We start from the raw sequence: 17,562 nt of genomic DNA on the forward strand, positions 1-17,562 counted from the left end.
TACTCCCGGAGTCGTCTTCTTTTTATACTGAGGAATAAGCGCACGAGCGACGTTTCGGCGCAATTCGAAGAACGGGGAGGGGTTTACGGATGACGACGGAACACGACGATCGAGCGGCGGCCTATCGAGAAAGCATCACCCTACCGACATACCCGGTGCGGACCGCGAACATCAACCCTATCATCCGGGAATACCGGCGCGAGAAGCCATACCCGTATAAGCTGTACGACGATTTGGACGACCGGCCGACGACTGCGGCATACGAGGCGCTCGCGATCGAGAACGAGTACCTGAAGGTCATGGCTCTTCCGGCGTTGGGCGGCAAATTGTATTCCGCATTCGACAAGAGGAACGGGCAAGAGGTGTTTTACCGCAACAACGTCGTGAAGCCGCAGCTGGTAGGCTTAACGGGGGCATGGACGTCCGGAGGCGTCGAATTCAACTTCCCGACGGGGCATCGCCCGACCGCGATGGAGGTCATCGACACGGAGCTCAGAACCAACGACGACGGCTCCGCCTCGATTTTCATCGGCGAAATCGACAAGGTCAGCGAGCTGCGGTTTTCGGTCGAGCTTCGGCTGTATCCGGGGAAGGCGTACATCGAACAGACGGTCCGCATCCATAACCCGACGCCGCTGCCGCAGCGGTTCTTCTTCTGGAACACGGCTTCGTATCCGGAGACGGACGAACTCGAGTGCCGTTATCCGTCCAAGTGGAAGATCGACGAGGGCAGCCGGGAACGCACCCCTTGGCCGATGGACGGGAACGTCGACGTACGCTGGGCGAGCCGAATCCGGAAGTTTTCCTCCGTATTCGCATCGCTGACGGACGAGGATTTCTTCGGCGTATACGACAATCTCCGAAAGCGCGGTACGGTTCATGTGGCGGACCACCGCGAGGTTCCCGGCAAAAAATATTGGGCGTGGGGGCGAGCGGGGCTCGGCATGCGCTGGCAACGGCTGTTGACGGACAAGGACGGCCCGTACATTGAACATCAGGCGGGGGACGTCGAGACGCAAAACGAATACCGGTTCCTGCGGCCGTACCAGACGAACGAATGGAAGGAATATTGGTTCCAAGCGGTGGAGACCGGGCCGTTCACGTATGCTTCCAAGGAACTCGCGGCTACGACCCGATTTCGACGCGGAGCGGGCGACGCGCTGCAACTGGATTTGACGTTGTCCGCGAACGAGCCGATGGCGGGAGCGGCCGTCGCGATCGTGCACGACGGGACGGAAGTATTCCGCGCCGAAGGGGATTGGACGCCCGCGAACAATGTGTACGCCGAGGCGGAGCTGCATTACCGCTGTTTGTCGGAAGGCGACCTGCGTTTGGTCGTGACGGTCGGCGGCGAAACCGTCGTCGATCATCTCGTGAATCGATCGTTGCCGGCGGTGGAGCAAGCCGAAGCGCCCGCGGCGGTGCCTTGGAAGGACGTCGTCGCGACGCCGGCGTTCCGGATCGCCGAGGCGGAGCAGCGAAACCACTATATGGAAGCGCTTCGATTGTATGACGAGCTGCTGCGCGACAACCCGGCATATGTCGAGGCATACGTAGGCAAGGCGGTCGTTCAACTAAAGATGCTGCTTCCGGACGATGCCGAAGCCACCTTGGCCGCAGCGCTCCGGTTGACGCCTTTCTCTCAAGAAATCCCGTACTACTTCGGACTCGTGCGCATGCTGCAAGGGAGGAAGAAAGAGGCGAGGACGTTCCTGCTGCGGGTGAACGACACGTCGGCGTTGGCGGCCGCTTCGAATATTCTGCTAGGCAAGTTGGCGATGCAGGAAGGGGAGTATGCCAAAGCGCTTCAGTATGTAGAGAAAGCGGCCAAACGACCGGCCGACGCCGACACGGCGGACGTCCTGTCGGCGGTGTGCCTGCGCAAGCTGGGAAGAAAGGAGCGCGCCGGCGAGCTCCTCGGCTCGATCTTGTCGAGGGACCCGCTCAACCATGCGGCGGCGGTGGAATCGGACATAACGTCAGGAACGCTCCGCGCGAAGTCGCTGGTTCGCGGGGACGAGTTTTTCGCGCTCTCGCTCGCGGCTTTCTACGACCAGATCGGGGACAGGGAAGCGCAGCTCGCCGTACTGGCGAACTATACGGATCGCCGAAATCCGCTCGTGCTGTACCAGCTCGGTTGGCTGCACGCGGAGGCGGGTGATCTCGAGGAAGCGGAGCGGTCGTTCCGCGAAGCCGAGGAGGCGCCGCTGAATTGGGTGTTCCCGAGCCTGCCGTCGACGCTCCGCGCGTTGGAGCGCGCCATCGAACATAGCGGCGGCCATGCGGTACGAGCGCGGTATTACCGCGGATTAATCTTGAACGCGAAGGATCGCTTCGGGGAGGCGGAGGCCGAGTGGACCCGATGCGTGCGCGAAGGGATGGACTATTCGGTCGTATACTTGAACCTCGGCACGCTGCTGCTTCGCCGCGGCGACGCCGAAGGGGCGACGGCCGTGCTGGAGGACGGACTTCGCCGCCCGCCGGCCAATCAAGAGATCGCCGTCACGCTGAACTCGATTTATAAGCGGGAGGGCCGGATCGACAAGCGGCTCGCTTTACTTGGCGATACCGTCGATGCGAGCCGTCTCAGCCAGTTGTTCGCGCGCATGACGATCGGCATATGGAACGATGCCGGCCGATACCGGGAAGCGATGGATTTGCTGTCAAGCTACCCATTCCGCAGCTGGGAGAACGAATATTTTCCGGATCTGTCGCTCGCGAAGCTATATCGGACCGCGCGAATGGCGCTCGCCCGCATTGCAATGCAAGAGGGGCGCTGGGACGACGCCATCGGCGAATTGGAACGGGTGTCGGAATTTCCGGAAAATACGGGGCTCGGAACGACGTGGAATCAATCGTTCGCGGAGGAGCGGTATTGGATGGGCGTCTGTCTCGAAAAGAAGGGCGATTTCTCCGAGGCGTTGCAGCGTTATAACGAAGCGGCGGCCGAACGGCTCGACGATACGGCGCCGGAATACGAGTATATCGTGAAGGCGATGCATCGGAAGGTAGAGCTGGAATGGCTCGGTTTCGGGCGATGAATGTGTAAGGAAACATTACGCCGAATAGGGTGTTGTGTTATTTGGCGTAAGAGAAATGTCACGGAAACAAGGAATGCGGTCATGAGAATCGCCTATATCCGTCATGGAATGTCTCCTATAATTAACGTGAAGCCGAAGGTTTCGAACAATAAAGAGAGGCGGGGATGCCGTGTCATGATCGCGACCCGAGCGGATGGACGAGCGATCCGGAGGAGAGAAGCGGGCAAGAAGCTGCTCGCCCGGATCTGGAGATTTCGATTCATGTATTTTTTGCTGCTGCCCGGCTTCGCGTACTTCATCGTCTATAAGTATCTCCCGATGTTCGGATTGGTCGTCGCGTTCCAGGATTATAGCGCGTTCCGCGGATTTTTCCGGAGCGAATGGGTCGGATTCGATAACTTCAAGCTCATCTTCGAGGGCTCCGATCTTGGCAGGGTGTTGTTCAACACGCTGTATCTGAACTTCATGCAGCTGGGCCTGGCGTTCCCGGCCGGCATCGTGCTTGCGCTGCTGCTGAACGAGGTGCGGCACGAATTTTTCAAGAAGACGGTCCAAACGGTGGTCTACCTGCCGCACTTCGTCTCTTGGATCGTCGTCGTCGGCCTCGTGTTCACGCTGCTGAGCAGCGACGGCATCGTGAATTCCGCCTTGAAACTTCTGGGATTGCCTACCATTAACTTCTTGACGTCGGACGCCTGGTTCATGCCGCTCATCGTACTCGAGAATATATGGAAGGAATCCGGGTGGAGCTCGATTCTGTTCCTGGCCGCCATCGCGGGGATCAATCCGAACCTGTACGAAGCGGCGGCGATGGACGGCGCCAAGCGCTGGCAGAAGATTTGGTACATTACGCTGCCCGGTATACGGGGCACGATCGTCATTTTGCTCATTTTGCAGCTTGGCAATATTTTGAATACCGGCATCGAGCAAATTTTCCTAATGGTGAGCTCGCTTACGAGGGACGTCGGGACGACGCTGGATCTGTATGTGTTTCAGAAAGGGATCGAGAAAGCGGACTACAGCTTCGCCACCGCCTTCGGCTTATTCAAGAGCGTCGTCGGTCTCGTTCTGATTCTCGCGGCGAATCGTCTAGCGAAACGATTCGGAGAAGACGGTGTGTTCTAAAGTGTGGAGGAGGCGCGCGCCATGAGAGATACGTCGTTCGGGGACCGTTTCAGTTATGGGTTGATCATCGCGGCGCTGTTCGCGATCGCCTTGACGATGGTGTTCCCGTTTTATTACATGTTCGTCACCTCGTTCGTCTCCTTCGGCGAATACATGAGATCGGATATCATTCTATGGCCGAAGGTGTGGGTGGCCGACGCATACTACTACATTTTCAATTTCAGGCCGTTCCTTCGCTCGCTCGGCGTAACGGCCGGCGTCACGGTTGTCGGCGTGTTCATCAATTTGGTCTTCACGTCGACGATGGCCTATTCGTTGTCGCGGGCGATTCCGGGGCGAAGATTTTTCAGCTTTATCGTTCTCTTTACGTTCTTGTTCGGCGGGGGCTTGATTCCGACTTATTTGGTCGTGAAGGAAACCGGATTGATCGATACGTACTGGGCGCTCATAATTCCCGGCTTGATCAGTGCATATAACCTCATCGTTATGCGGCAGTTTTTCCGAAACATCCCCGGCGAGCTCGTGGAGGCGGCCTTGATCGACGGCGCGAGCGAGATGCGCATTTACTTCACGATCATGCTGCCGCTCTCGAAGCCGGCGCTCGCCGCATTCGGATTATTTTTCGCGGTGGATCACTGGAATCACTTCTTCGACGCGATATTGTATTTGAACGACGCCAACAAGTGGACGATTCAGGTCATTCTGCGACAGATCGTAATCGCCGGGGAAGCGATGGGGACGATTCGGGCGTCCGCGGAAAGCGCAGCGTTCCGTTCCGAGAATCCGCCGCCGCCGGAAACGATCGGCATGGCCGCGGTTCTCGTCGCGACGCTGCCGATCATGCTGATCTACCCGTTCCTGCAAAAGCACTTCGCCAAAGGGGTGATGCTCGGATCGCTGAAGGATTGATGCGAAGCTCCGATTGGCGGTAGGTAAAAGGGTGCGTACGAATCGAATCGAGGAGGGGTACACATGGTTAACGGCAACAAAAGGAAAGGGATGGTCGTCGGATTGTCCGTGGTTTTGCTGCTCAGCGCTTGTACCGGGGGAGGCGCAACGGAGACGGAGACGCCGAAGGACGAAGGCGAAACGGAAGCGCCCGTCGCGGAGCAGCCCGCCGCGGAACCCGCCCCCGAGAAGTTCGAGATTTCCATGTTCAAGGGCGTGTGGGCCGCCATTCCGCCCAATGACGGCGAAGGACTACAGGCGATCAACGAGAGATTCAACGTCGACTTCAAGCCGCAGCTCGTGCCGATGGGCGAAGCGGAGCAGAAGCTGTCCGTCTTGATGGCGTCCGGCGACATTCCGGACATCGTCGGGTTCGAAGGACCGTCAACCAACTTCTACCAATGGGCGGAGCAGGGCGCGTTCTTGCCGCTTAACGAATATTTCGAATCCGGCGAATACGAGACGCTGAACCTGATTCCCGACAACGTTCTGGCGAAGCTGACCGTAGACGGCAACATCTATGCGATTCCGCAGTATTTCCGCGTGAAGTACCGGAACTCGCCGCTCATCCGCAAGGACTGGCTCGACAATCTGGGCCTCTCGATGCCGACGAATTACAGCGAGCTGCTGGCCGTGTCCAAAGCGTTCACCGAGCAGGATCCGGACGGTAACGGCAAGAACGACACGTACGGCTTCGCCATGAGCAGCGGGATCGATAACGAAATGCAGATGGGCGCTTACTACGACAGCGGCACGTGGCTGCATAAGAACGATAACGGGCAGCTCATCCCCGGCATCATCTCCAACGGTTCCAAGGAACGTATTCAGTTCCTGCGCGACGCCTACGCCGGCGGATACGTCCACAAGGATTGGCCGATCATGACGTACCAAGACGCGCGCAACTTGTTCTGGACGGGAAAAGCCGGCATCTACTACGAGGGTACGCCGGGAGGCAAAGGGTTGTTCGAGCAGCTGGCTTCGGCCGATCCGAAGGCCGCCATCGAGCCGCTTCCTCCGTTCGTGGCGCCGGACGGATCGCAAGGCTATCAAGGGTTGTCCGGCTTTTACTTGATGCATACCTTGAGCGCGGAGCTCGCCGATCACCCGGAGAAGGTAAAGCGCATTCTGGAGATGACCGATTTCTTCGCCGCCTTCATCCCGACGGAGCAAGCGAACCCGGACAATCCCGATTTCGACTGGAAGTACGGCGGACTCGGCAAGGGGTACGACTTCGTCGACGGCGTTAGAGTGCTCACCGAGCAAGGCGCGCCTAACCGCCCTCAGACATACTTCATGACTGCGGAATGGGCACCGAGCGACGAAGCGGTCGATATGCGAAGCAGCATCTCGACGCCGCTGCAGCAAGCATTCGTCGACAAGTCGGTGGAGATGTGGTCGAAGCCGAAATTCGTGTACATCGATCCGACGAACAGCATCAATTCGGAGATGTATAATACGAAATACTGGGAGCTTCAAACGATCCTCATCGACGAGCAGACGAAGATGATTATCGGCGATCAGCCGATGGACGCCTGGGACGCCATGGTCTCCGATTTCTTGAAGAGCGGCGGGCAAGACGTCATCGACGAGGTCAACGCGAAGATCGCGGAGGCGGGCGTGGAAGGGCACTGGCAATAAGCGACGGTCGCCGCGGCGGCCGCATGGAGGGGAGGGAGGGGGGACGCTCCCTCTCTTTTTCCACTGAAGAACGGACTTGGAAAATGAGGAGGCGCAGCCATGACGCAAGAGGCGTTGCGGGAACTAGCGGATCGCGCAGCGAGAATCGGCTTGATGTACTTGGACGGGGACGCGTTCGAAGGCATGTTGCTCGATCGCGCCGGGGATACGGACTATGACTTCGACGCGTTCATCCAGGTGAAGCGCGCGCTGGCGTTCCTTGAGCGAATCGAGGAAGGGGCGAAGCTGTACGCCGTGCTCTGGCAGGCGTATCCCGATAATCCGGGCTTGTCCGTGCCGGTCGCGGCCGGGTCGTCCCTCCCGCTCGAGGGATGGACGCGGACGCGCACGAGCGCGGAGCTCGCAGCGGTATATTCGCGCGGCAAACGCCCGATCCGCAAAGACCCCGCCGCGGGGACGACGCATTATTACTATCCGGTACGAAACAGCGACGCCGAGATCGTGGGCGCTTTGGAGCTGATCGCCGGACTCGCGGTCGTCGCGGATCTATAAAAGGAGGCTCGTCATGCGAATTTTCGCGATTAAAGACTATGCGCGGATAGACGGCTTGACCGGCACGTTCGTCGAGCGGGACCATGCATCGGATTTGGAAATTTGCGAGGCAATCGTCGAATTGCATGCGGGCACGAATCAATACGTCTCGTTCCAGATCGTCGTGCAGACGTCCGGCGCGCCCGTCACGTCGTTCGCCCTCGAGCTCCGCGACTTGCGCGGCGAGGACGGCGCCTTGCTGTCCGCCGGAGAGACGGACGTCTACGTCGAGTGGTTCCATCGGACGAACGGAAAGCTGGTGCCCGATCTGCTCGTGCCGATGTCCGAAGCGTTCCCGTTCCGCCTTCCGCTGGACGAACGGTATATGCCGGATCAACGGGCGGGGGCGCTGTGGGTCGATTGGTTCGTCCCGCCGGGACTGGCGCCCGGCGCTTACCGCGGCACCTTCGCGGTTCGCGCGAACGATGAGGAGCGGGAGTTCGAGCTGCAATTGCGCATATACGCGGTGACCGTACCGAACCGAAGCAGGATGACGGCGGATTTGAACGCGTACGCCGATTCGATCTCTCCGGAATTTCCGGAACTGCGGGACAATCCCGCTCGATACGAGGACGGCTCCTTCTTCGAGATGGAAGCGAAGGTCGTCCGCATGGCCCGCGAGCATCGAGCGGTGTACCATCATCTCGGATACCGCCATTCCGGCAAAGTGACGCCCTCGTTCGCGCCTGAGCTCGAAGGGGAAGGCAAGAACATCCGAGTCAAGTCTTGGGAGCTGTTCGACCGTCACTTCGGCCCGTATTTGGACGGCACGGCGTTCGCGGGATCGAAGCGCGGAGCGTATCCTCTGGAGTACATGTACTTGCCGTTCAACCTGGAGTGGCCGGCACGCTTCGAGAAGTGGGGCAAGAAGGGATATCGGACGGAAACGAGGCGCATCTTGTCGGAGTTCGTACGTCATTTCGAAGAGAAGGGTTGGACGGAGACGACGTTCGAGGTTTTCTTGAATCATAAGAAACAATACCGGTTTTATCCGTTCACGATCGACGAAATTTGGTACGAACACGACGAGGAGCCGATGGAGGCGTATTACGACCTCATCGAAGGCGTCTTCGACGCGACGCCGGTCTCCTTCGTCTATCGGATGGATTCCAGCAACCACTATGGAACCCACTCGCGGAACCGGTTCGCCGACATGTGTAAGCTGTGGGTCGTCGGCGAGGGGATGTTCAGCTGGTTTCCCGATAGCGTGCCTAGCATGAAGGCGAAGGGCAACACGATCTGGATTTACGGCGGGAACGTCATCGGCGATCTATCGCGCGACTTGCTGACTTTGTTCACTTGGCCGATGGAGGCGTTCATGACGGGCATTCACGGTTTCACGGTGTGGAATTCGTTCGGACATCGGGGCGCCGACTATTTAGCCGAACCGATCGCAGGGGAGGTTATCCTGTACCCCGGGGCGCGGCTCGGCATGAAGGAACCGCTTCCGTCGATCCGTCTGAAGGCGCTCCGCAACTTCATGCAATTGGCCGACGTGCTGATGGGCACGCGCGGCACCGACATCGAATACGGCGGCCCGGACGTGAACGGCGGCGTCAAGCGCATCGTCAACCGGCATTACGGGTTCGAAGACGGCCGGGAATGGTGGAGAGCGACGCCGGACTTCGTCGATACGCCGCCGAGAATATGGGATTTCTCGCCGGGCGGCGCGGTTGATCGGGCGTGTTCCCCCGCCTTCGGCGAGGGGAGGTCGCCGAGAACGATCGAGCGCATCGGCAAAGACGTGTTGGCTTACTTGGACGGCCAAGGTTGGTATGACGGGGAGAGGTGAGCGGGCTGTCGATCCTCGTACGCATGGAAGATCATGCACGAGACATACGATTGGAAGATAACGCATTCGAGGGATGCGCGAAGGAGCGAATCCGATGGGGAATCCGATGGGGAATATGGGGAGTCGAACGATTTCGGCGCTCGTCCGCAACCGTCCCGGCGTATTGGCCGGCATCTCCGCTCAATTCGCGCTCGCGGACTGCAACATCGACCGGCTGACGGTCAGCGCGGACCGGGATCCTGCGCTCGCTTGGATGAAAATTTCCGCGAAGGCCGACGACCGTACGCTGTCCACGCTGTTGTCCCGGTTGGAAGCGATGCAGGAGGTGCTGTCCGTCCGGGCGCGCGACGCCAGGAAAGAAACGATGGCTTACGGCACCGTCGCTTATTGCTTGTTCGTCGTCATCTTCGGCATTAATCTGGCTTCGCCGATTTATTCCATCTATAAGGAAACATGGGATCTAACCCCGGCTATGGTGACAGCGCTCTTCGCGGCGTATGCGTTCCCGGTCATCCCGTCGATCGTCCTGTTCGGGCAGATGGCGCATCGGCTCGGCCCGCGTCGCATTCTGGGCGCCGGCCTTGCCTTCGCGGCGATCGGATCGCTGGGGTTGGCCGTCGCGGACGGGTACGGGTGGATGTTGGCCGCCAGGACGATGCAGGGAGTGGCGGTGGGCATGTTCAACGGCGTCGCGGTCGGCGCGATGACGGACCTGCACGCGACCCGAGATCGCCGAACGGCGGCGTTCGCCGCCGCGGCGATGGTCACCGCGGGCAACGCCCTCGGTCCCGTCGCGTCCGGGTCTCTGGCGGAATTCGCGCCGATGCCGACAGTGCTCCCGTACGCCTTGCATCTCCTGATGCTCGCCGCCGCGATGGCGGGATTGGCATTCGTCGAGATGAGAACGGAGCGGGTGCCCCGAAGCCGGCTGCATCTGCCGTTCGTGCCGCCAGGATTGCGCTTGCCGTTCGCGACCGCTTCGGCGTCTTCTTTCATCGCCTGGTCGGCCGTCAGCCTCTTCTTGAGCGTAGTGCCGTCTTACCTGGACGAATGGGTCGGCCGCTCCGGTTATCTCGTATCGGGATGCACGGCCGCATTCGTTCTCGGGCTGTCGGTTCTCGGTCAGCGTTCGATGGAGAAGATGCCGGTTCCCGTCGCCGCGTCGTTCGGCTGCGCGTTCATGGCGTTCGGTCTCGTTAGCTTGTTCCTCTCGAACGCGGCGTCGTCATCGGCTTGGCTCGTCGCGAGCGCGGCTTGCGTCGGCCTTGGCCACGGGCCGCTGTACGCCGTCGGTCTCGGCGCGGTGAATCGCATTTCGCCGGATGCGGCAAGGGCGGACCTGATCTCGCTGTATTACGCGATAACGTATGTTGGCGTAAGTCTCCCCGTCATGGGGCTCGGCCTCGCCGCGCAGCGTCTGGATTGGACCGAGGCGACCGGCTGGTGGACCGCCGCGATGCTCGTTCTGCTAGCGCTCGTCTGGCGGGGGTGGATGCGGGAGGCGCGATTCCGACCGAAGGAATTTACAGACCGATAATCATGATAGGAGGGGGATTGGCATGTGGCATCCGGATGAATATATAGAATCCTTGTACGCGAGCGTAACCCCGGAGCTGCGATTCGCCGCGGGGAACGCGGAGGAATGGAAGGCGTGGCGGGATCGACTGCGGGAACGGTTCGCGGAACGTCTGGGCGGCTTTCCGGCTCGGCCCGCGGCATTGGAGCCGAAGCTGCTTGAACGCGTCGAATGCGACGGGTACGTTCGAGAGCGCGTCGAATTTACGACGTACGACGGATTGCGGTGTCCGGCGTACGTGCTTCTGCCCACCGGGAGCAAGACGCGAGGCGCGCGGCTTCCGGCCGTCGCCGCGTTCCATGGACACGGGTACGGCAGCAGGGAGGTCGTAGGGCTGTCGCCCGCGGGCGAGTCGATCGTCGATCGGCCGACGTATCAGAAAAACTTCGGGGTTCAGCTGGCGAAGCGGGGCTTTATCGTCGTCGCGCCGGAAATTTTCGGCTTCGGCGATCGGCGATTGCGAGACGAGTACGAGCGCGACAAGTATTCTTCTTGCGATCGGCTTAGCAAGTTTTTACTCCATATGGGCCGCACGATGGCTGGCCACCGCGTCTATGAAGCGATGAGAACCGTCGATTACTTATGCATGCGAGAAGACGTCGACGCGGAACGGATCGGCTGCATGGGCATTTCCGGCGGCGGACTCGTAGCTTCCTTCACGGCGGCTTTGGACGAACGGATTAAGTCCACTGTGGTCAGCGGGTACGTCAATACATTTAAGGCCAGTATCCTGGGCATCGACCATTGCATCGACAACTACGTTCCCGGATTGGGCGAGTTCGCCGAAATGCCGGATATCGTCAGTTTGATTGCGCCGAGGCCGCTGTTGATGGAGGCGGGGACGAAAGACAACATATTCCCGCTATCCGCAGCGCTCGAAGCGTTCGAACGGATTCGCGAAGCGTACGCTCTGCTGGAGGTTCCTTCGAATTTGGCGTGCGACGCGTTCGACGGGGAACATGAAATCAGCGGCGCGCAAGCGTACGACTGGCTGCAGCGAACCGTCTGATTGGACGGGGGGTATCAAGGGGAGGCGTGCGAACGGGACCCTGAATAGATTTTGCATGTCTTCAGTTTTCGGTTATAATAGGATTACCAAACATATGTTTGCATCGAACGTCAGCGGAGGTAATCATGAAAGGATCGACGCATCTCGCCATCGGCGCTGCTATCGGAGCAGCCTCTACCTTGTATTATCCGTTCCACCCAAATCACGGCGCCGTCTATATGCTCGTGGCGTCATTTTCGGCCTTGGCCGCTGATTTGGACGGTCCTAGCTTGTTAAGCGGGAAGCTGGGCAAGTTGTCCCGGTGGCTGCGCGGGTTCGCCCTCTGGTCCGGGATTCTCCTTGTGATTGCGAATGCGTACTGGTTCGTTTTCGAGGATTGGTTCTCCTTTCAGTATTCGTCCATCGCTGTCGTCGTGCTGCTGCTCAGCCTCGTCACGTCGCAGGGCACGATCCGTAACGCGCTCGTCAGTATCGTCGGGCTCGGTCTGATGTACGCCGGCCTTCGATCGGGTCAAGCGTGGCTGATGGAGCTCGGCGGTTTCGTGGCGTGGGTTCCATGGCTGAAGCATCGAGGGATGACGCATACGGTTTGGGCTCTTCTGATATGGGGAACGATCGGGTGGGGGTTGGAAAAGCAAATCGGTATACCAGGAGTGACGGCGACCGCCGTTGCCGGATATGCATCCCACTTGCTCGCGGACATGCTGACCCCGAACGGCGTGAAGTGGCTGTCTCCGCTGTACAAGAAATCATTTAAGTTTATCCCAAGGTAAACATCCAAAAAACGAGCTCGCATGCGTGGAATTACCGCGTACGGGCTCGTTTTTTATCCTTGCCATTACTCCGCTTGATGGATCCGAATCAAATTCGTCGAACCGGACTTTCCGGCCGGTACGCCGGCGGTAATGACGACGATATCGCCTGATCGCCAGGGCACGACTTGACCGCCCTCGCGTAGTGCGGAAGCAATTACGTTGTCCGTCGTCTCCGCGGTTACGCCGCGAACAGGAAATACGCCCCATAGAAGTTGCAATGCCATCAACGTATGATCGTCCGGCGCGACGGCGAGAATCGGCGCGGATGGCCGATATTTCGAAACCATTCTAGCGGTAAATCCGCTACAAGTCGGGGTGACGATCGCTCTTGCCCCAAGCTCGATCGATGCGTTGACGACGGCGCGACTGACGACTTCGGTGATGCCCTCGCTTCGGTGCGGCTTCAGCAAAAACCGCTCGCCGTAATCGATCGTCGCCTCCGTTTTTATCGCTATGCTCGCCATCATCCGCACCGATTCGAGCGGGTATTTGCCGGCTGCCGTTTCTCCCGACAGCATCACGGCATCCGCTCCTTGCAGCACGGCGTTCGCCACGTCGCTTACCTCGGCCCGAGTCGGCCGCGGATTTACTTGCATCGAATCGAGCATTTGCGTCGCGATAATGACAGGCTTTCCCGCAGCGTTACATCGTTCGATCATTCGTCTTTGCAAAATCGGAACGTCCTCCGTCGGAATTTCGACGCCGAGGTCACCGCGCGCTACCATGATGCCGTCGGATGCGGCGACAATCGCATCGAGTTCGTCGACGCCTTCTTCATTTTCGATTTTAGAGATGATTTGGATGCGAGACGCCCCTTTTTCCTCCAGGATGCCTCGAATTTTCATAATGTCCTTCGCATTTCGGACGAACGATACAGCGAGAATATCAATTCCTTCCGCAATACCGAAATCGATATGGGAGATGTCCCGCTCCGTTATGCCCGGCAACGTGGTTTTCACGCCTGGCAGGTTGACGCCTTTTCGCGGCTTAAGAAATGCGTGGTTTGTCACCGTACAGACGACCTCTGTGCCTTCGACGCTGTCCACGGACAACTCCAACAAGCCGTCGTCGATCAATACTTTTCCGCCGGGTCGAATCACTTGGGGCAGTTCCATGTAGGTCACGGAAACGCGTTCCGCCGTTCCCTCGATCGTCTCCGTGGTCAGCGTCAGCTTGTCGCCCGCCTTCAATTCGTACGACGGCGCTTGAAGTTTCCCGATCCGAATCTCCGGCCCCTTAATGTCCATCAAGATCGGAACGATCGCCCCGACCTCTTCGGCAGCCGCTCGAACCTTGCGGATGCGCCCTCGATGCTCTTCGAAGTCGCCATGCGCCATATTCAATCTCGCCACGTTCATACCCGATCTGATCATGTCTCGCAACGCCGACGGCGAATCGCAAGCCGGACCCATTGTCGCGACGATTTTCGTTTTTCGCACTGTAGTACCGCCTCCTTGGTTACATGTTTCCCATTGTATTGCAGATGATTACCATGATCTATGAAGTATAGTATTATGCATGTAATATGGTACGATCAAGCGAATGGAAAGGGGAGCGTTCCGGTATGTTCGTTGTGAGCGAAGTTCGCGCGGACCGAGGCGACCGTTGGTACGAGTCTGAAGCGCCGTCGAACGATATGACGCTTGTCGCGGTGTCCTACGGGAGATGCGTCTATTGGCTTGGGGCCGAGCAGGAGAAGGTCATTCTTGACAAAGGCGAACTGCTGCTGATTCCCGCCGGGGCGCTATTTTATGGAAAAGGGGTGCCGACGAACGTCCACGAAAAGTATGTCGTGCGGTTCTCCGTCGCCCCCGCGCAGGAGCCATATTCACTCCCCGTTCTCGGAACCGCGAGATGGGTGAAATCGAAAGTCGGCGCGTTCGATCTGGTTCTTGAACGCTTGAAGGCTCTTCATACGGAACTGCAGGATCGGATCCCTCACGCCGATGCGATGGCAGGGGCGCTGCTGCTTGAGCTGCTGGTGATCTGGAACCGGGAGCTTGACCGCGGTCCGGTTGCGTCCGACGTCATACGTAACGTCGAACGCATGAAGCAATATATTCTCGATCATTACAGGGAAAAGGTGACGAAGCAGGAGCTTGGCGAACATATCGGGAAAAGTCCCAACCATGCCGCGACTTTGTTTCGCCGGGTGACGGGGCAGACCATCAGCGAATATCTTCATCATGCCCGAATCCGCACCGCGAAGTATATGCTGAATGAATCGCTGCTGACATTGAGCGAGATCTCCGACTTCGTAGGATATTCGGACCTGTCCTATTTCCAACGAATGTTTAAGCGAATCGCCGGACATCCGCCTTCTTTCTTCAGGAGCGCGCGTAGGTAAAGGTTGCGCTTGCTTGCTTAATGCGCGAACGCTTTCCAACCTTTGCCTCATTCTTCTGATGATTTAATATGCCGGCATGGGTTGACAGCATCTTACCTGCCATGTAATATATGAAACGTTGTCGCATAAGCGAACAAATATCATATTCCATTCGTATAACCTCGCAGGCCAATGCCGTGTACACAGGGCGAGGGTTTCTACAGGGAGCCTTAACTTCCTAACTACGTAGCTATGAAAATGAGCATTACGCTCGTTTCAAGCGACGGGGTTAGGATTTTTTGCGTTCCAGCCGACATGCGAAACCGGGCACGAACGACATATCACAGCAATTCTAGACAACAGGGGGTACTGAGCAATGAAATATTATGTGGCCGTTCTCGCAGGAGCCATGAGTTATGGCATATTATCAACAATCGTCGTATTGGCTTACGGGCAAGGCTATCAGCTGGGAGAAGTGGTCGGAAGTCAGCTTCTGACGGGATTTATCCTATCGTGGACGCTCGCTCTATACACCAAATTCAAACAAGTCAGGAAGGCGCGCGAAGCGGGCCGAGGGGAAGGCGGGGCAGACTCGGTACAGGACTTGCAGCGGCTGACGTGGAAACACCGCCTGATGCTAATGGCCGCGGGTACGCCGAACGTCATTACCGGACTCGTCTATTATCAATCGCTTCGGTACATTCCGGCATCGCTGGCCATTATCCTGTTGTTTCAGTTCACCTGGATCAGCGTGCTGATTCAGGCGGCGGGCAAGCGCCGGAGACCCGATAAAATAACGCTGTTGACGCTGCTGATCCTATTCGGCGGTACGCTGCTTGCTGCAGGGTTCTTAGAGCAGGGGGTTGGCGATTTCAACGTTTGGGGGATCGCATTGGGCATGGCGTCGGCAGTTAGCTACTCGCTGTTCGTCTTCTTTAGCGGCAAGGCCGTGCCGGACGCGCATCCGGTATACCGGAGCGCCTGGATGGTAACCGGCGGGCTGATTCTGCTGTGTTTCCTATTCCCGCCGACGTTCCTCTTCAACGGACTGATCTGGGGTCAGCTTCTAGCGTTCGGCTTGCTGCTCGGCTTCTTTGGAGCATTCATTCCGCCCGTGTTATTCGCGTTCGGCGTGCCACACATCGGCGGCGGGATGGCGGGCATGATCGGTGCGGCCGAACTTCCGGTGGCGGTTCTCATGTCCTCGGTCGTGCTCCGCGAGCAAGTGAGCGTATTGCAGTGGATCGGCGTGATCGTCGTGCTCATCGGCGTCGTGCTGCCCGAGCTTCGCAAATTGCGACTCCCGCGGTCAAATACGATGTATTCTTGAGAATGAGCTGCGAGGATTTATTTCGAAACGTTAGGCTTCCACAAATAGCAGGTTTCAGGCGGAATGATGCGTGGGTCGAAGCGGGAGAGCTGGTAAAGAAAATAACACGTTTCGGGCAGATGATGTTCGAGGAACCGCAGGGTGAGTCTGCCGAGAAGCTCATCGTGACGGAACCGCTCGATCGTTCGTTCTACGAACGAATAGAATGCTATGGACGTGACCGACACGTCAACCGCAAACTTGCGCTGCACCGGGAAGCCAGGCGGGGTAAATCGCAGGAAGCCGCCGATCGCGCGATTTTTCGCCATATGCGCTTGGAACGCATCGATGAATGTACGCGTTTGCTGCAGCGTCGGCAGCTCTGTGGGGTCGATATGATCGTACAGCAGAACCGCATGTCCGAGCTGATCCTCCAGCCACATGTCGAGTAAGCCGTAAAGCGACTTCGGCGGATACGATTTGCCGTTGACATAATATCCGAGGATACGAAGGTACTCCTCATTTTCAAGCAGGGTTCCGTTAAAGTAAACCGGCATCAGCTGGAGATCAATGGCATTGCTTATCCTTAGACGCTGTAACTCTCCCTCGAATCGGTAGTAACCATGAGCTACGGGCTGTGCAATGCGAGCGAAGTCGATCATGCTTTCATTGTCGACAGGGAGCGCTGCATCCAACGCCTGGAGCTGCGTGCGCAGCCGACCGAATGCCTGAACGTAGTCATGGGCCGCTTCCGCCCAGCGGGTTTCCCTTGCCGACAGGTGGTCGATCACGAACACCGCATGATCCTCTAGGATCCCGATCCAAAACAAGTGCTCGTTCCACGGGGACAAAGGCGGTTTGGCGGACACGACGATCACGCTCCGTTCGGATTCGTTTTGTGTATGTTTATTGCAGATTGTTATGGTTTATGATTCATGCCATTAGGGAAAGCCGTCCAAGTGATATCGGGCGGCTTCTTTCATGCGAACTCGAATTCACGGCGAGACGGAAATAACTTACGATACTATTAATAAACCATATTAACGAATCTTCTTTTGCAAGCGAGGGGCCGCTAATAAAAATACGAAGCAAGCATCACAGAGAAAATTAGCGCTTACTCGACGCAAATTCTCGACGATGTAAACCGAAATGCGACCCGGGAGTTAGAGCGGTACGAGAGGTTGACCGAAGGGATGATGCTTGGCGGCGTTAAAGGTTAAGAAGGTTAATGTTATAGAAAGGGGGCCGCTTGAGGTGAACGAGGTTCGCTCCCATGCAGAATATTTGAAAAGTTTACCGGTCGTCTAACGAAGGAGGCAGGGGATCAGAAGAGATCGTCAAACCCGCATAGGTTGCTGCGGGTTTTTTTGTGCATTCCGACAAGTTTAAATG

13 protein-coding genes and 1 riboswitch are annotated in these 17,562 nt (G+C 58.0%); of the genes, 11 read left to right on the top strand and 2 right to left on the bottom strand.

What is annotated here, in order from left to right; all coding sequences use genetic code 11:
• Positions 1 to 89: 89 nt before the first annotated feature.
• The 9 genes from FE782_RS10705 to FE782_RS10745 all read left to right on the top strand — a co-directional run bounded on the left by FE782_RS10705 (position 90) and on the right by FE782_RS10745 (position 12,493).
• The gene (locus tag FE782_RS10705) at positions 90 to 3,041 is read left to right on the top strand and encodes a DUF5107 domain-containing protein (protein WP_138194083.1); all 2,952 of its coding nucleotides are present in this window, start codon (positions 90 to 92) and stop codon (positions 3,039 to 3,041) included.
• Between the two features lie 174 nt (positions 3,042 to 3,215).
• Positions 3,216 to 4,166 carry an ABC transporter permease gene (locus tag FE782_RS10710; protein WP_138194084.1) on the top strand — a complete coding sequence of 317 codons (951 nt, stop codon included), beginning with the start codon at positions 3,216 to 3,218 and terminating at the stop codon, positions 4,164 to 4,166.
• A gap of 21 nt (positions 4,167 to 4,187) precedes the next feature.
• Positions 4,188 to 5,075 carry a carbohydrate ABC transporter permease gene (locus tag FE782_RS10715; RefSeq protein ID WP_138194085.1) on the top strand — a complete coding sequence of 296 codons (888 nt, stop codon included), beginning with the start codon at positions 4,188 to 4,190 and terminating at the stop codon, positions 5,073 to 5,075.
• Positions 5,076 to 5,138: 63 nt separating this feature from the next.
• A complete protein-coding gene (locus FE782_RS10720; RefSeq protein ID WP_138194086.1) occupies positions 5,139 to 6,752 on the top strand; it encodes an extracellular solute-binding protein in 1,614 nt (537 codons plus the stop codon).
• A 99-nt stretch (positions 6,753 to 6,851) separates the two neighbouring features.
• The gene (locus FE782_RS10725) at positions 6,852 to 7,304 is read left to right on the top strand and encodes a hypothetical protein (protein ID WP_138194087.1); all 453 of its coding nucleotides are present in this window, start codon (positions 6,852 to 6,854) and stop codon (positions 7,302 to 7,304) included.
• Positions 7,305 to 7,317: 13 nt separating this feature from the next.
• On the top strand, positions 7,318 to 9,135 hold the full coding sequence (locus FE782_RS10730) for a hypothetical protein (protein ID WP_138194088.1): 1,818 nt from the start codon (positions 7,318 to 7,320) through the stop codon (positions 9,133 to 9,135).
• Between the two features lie 94 nt (positions 9,136 to 9,229).
• A complete protein-coding gene (locus FE782_RS10735; RefSeq protein WP_158299335.1) occupies positions 9,230 to 10,672 on the top strand; it encodes an MFS transporter in 1,443 nt (480 codons plus the stop codon).
• Between the two features lie 22 nt (positions 10,673 to 10,694).
• Positions 10,695 to 11,720: an alpha/beta hydrolase family protein gene (locus FE782_RS10740; RefSeq protein ID WP_138194090.1), complete on the top strand. Its 1,026-nt coding sequence runs from the start codon at positions 10,695 to 10,697 to the stop codon at positions 11,718 to 11,720.
• 125 nt (positions 11,721 to 11,845) lie between these two features.
• Positions 11,846 to 12,493 (top strand): metal-dependent hydrolase, encoded by a 648-nt coding sequence (locus FE782_RS10745; RefSeq protein ID WP_138194091.1) that lies wholly within the window; start codon positions 11,846 to 11,848, stop codon positions 12,491 to 12,493.
• A gap of 65 nt (positions 12,494 to 12,558) precedes the next feature.
• Here the strand turns inward: FE782_RS10745 and pyk are convergent, their stop codons facing one another.
• Entirely contained in the window at positions 12,559 to 13,974 is a 1,416-nt protein-coding gene (gene pyk, locus FE782_RS10750) for a pyruvate kinase (RefSeq protein ID WP_138194092.1), read from the bottom strand.
• A 125-nt stretch (positions 13,975 to 14,099) separates the two neighbouring features.
• On the opposite strand from pyk, the gene FE782_RS10755 reads away from it, so the two are divergent.
• Together FE782_RS10755 and FE782_RS10760 are read left to right on the top strand one after the other, a co-directional pair.
• Entirely contained in the window at positions 14,100 to 14,882 is a 783-nt protein-coding gene (locus FE782_RS10755; protein ID WP_138194093.1) for a helix-turn-helix domain-containing protein, read from the top strand.
• Between the two features lie 131 nt (positions 14,883 to 15,013).
• Positions 15,014 to 15,126: riboswitch (purine riboswitch) on the top strand.
• A 111-nt stretch (positions 15,127 to 15,237) separates the two neighbouring features.
• Complete coding sequence (locus tag FE782_RS10760) at positions 15,238 to 16,191, top strand: EamA family transporter (RefSeq protein ID WP_138194094.1); 954 nt, start codon at positions 15,238 to 15,240, stop codon at positions 16,189 to 16,191.
• A gap of 17 nt (positions 16,192 to 16,208) precedes the next feature.
• Here the strand turns inward: FE782_RS10760 and FE782_RS10765 are convergent, their stop codons facing one another.
• Complete coding sequence (locus FE782_RS10765; protein WP_338016887.1) at positions 16,209 to 17,048, bottom strand: DUF2935 domain-containing protein; 840 nt, start codon at positions 17,046 to 17,048, stop codon at positions 16,209 to 16,211.
• Positions 17,049 to 17,562: the final 514 nt, after the last annotated feature.

Origin of the sequence: Paenibacillus antri, assembly GCF_005765165.1 — a bacterium.
GTDB classification, from domain to species: Bacteria; Bacillota; Bacilli; order Paenibacillales; family YIM-B00363; genus Paenibacillus_AE; species Paenibacillus_AE antri.

What these genes read in the sequence shown, in the direction of transcription:
- FE782_RS10705 (WP_138194083.1), top strand. Translation starts at nt 90, where the DNA reads ATGACGACGGAACACGACGATCGAGCGGCGGCCTATCGAGAAAGCATC.
- FE782_RS10710 (WP_138194084.1), top strand. Translation starts at nt 3,216, where the DNA reads ATGATCGCGACCCGAGCGGATGGACGAGCGATCCGGAGGAGAGAAGCG.
- FE782_RS10715 (WP_138194085.1), top strand. Translation starts at nt 4,188, where the DNA reads ATGAGAGATACGTCGTTCGGGGACCGTTTCAGTTATGGGTTGATCATC.
- FE782_RS10720 (WP_138194086.1), top strand. Translation starts at nt 5,139, where the DNA reads ATGGTTAACGGCAACAAAAGGAAAGGGATGGTCGTCGGATTGTCCGTG.
- FE782_RS10725 (WP_138194087.1), top strand. Translation starts at nt 6,852, where the DNA reads ATGACGCAAGAGGCGTTGCGGGAACTAGCGGATCGCGCAGCGAGAATC.
- FE782_RS10730 (WP_138194088.1), top strand. Translation starts at nt 7,318, where the DNA reads ATGCGAATTTTCGCGATTAAAGACTATGCGCGGATAGACGGCTTGACC.
- FE782_RS10735 (WP_158299335.1), top strand. Translation starts at nt 9,230, where the DNA reads ATGGGGAATCCGATGGGGAATATGGGGAGTCGAACGATTTCGGCGCTC.
- FE782_RS10740 (WP_138194090.1), top strand. Translation starts at nt 10,695, where the DNA reads ATGTGGCATCCGGATGAATATATAGAATCCTTGTACGCGAGCGTAACC.
- FE782_RS10745 (WP_138194091.1), top strand. Translation starts at nt 11,846, where the DNA reads ATGAAAGGATCGACGCATCTCGCCATCGGCGCTGCTATCGGAGCAGCC.
- FE782_RS10755 (WP_138194093.1), top strand. Translation starts at nt 14,100, where the DNA reads ATGTTCGTTGTGAGCGAAGTTCGCGCGGACCGAGGCGACCGTTGGTAC.
- FE782_RS10760 (WP_138194094.1), top strand. Translation starts at nt 15,238, where the DNA reads ATGAAATATTATGTGGCCGTTCTCGCAGGAGCCATGAGTTATGGCATA.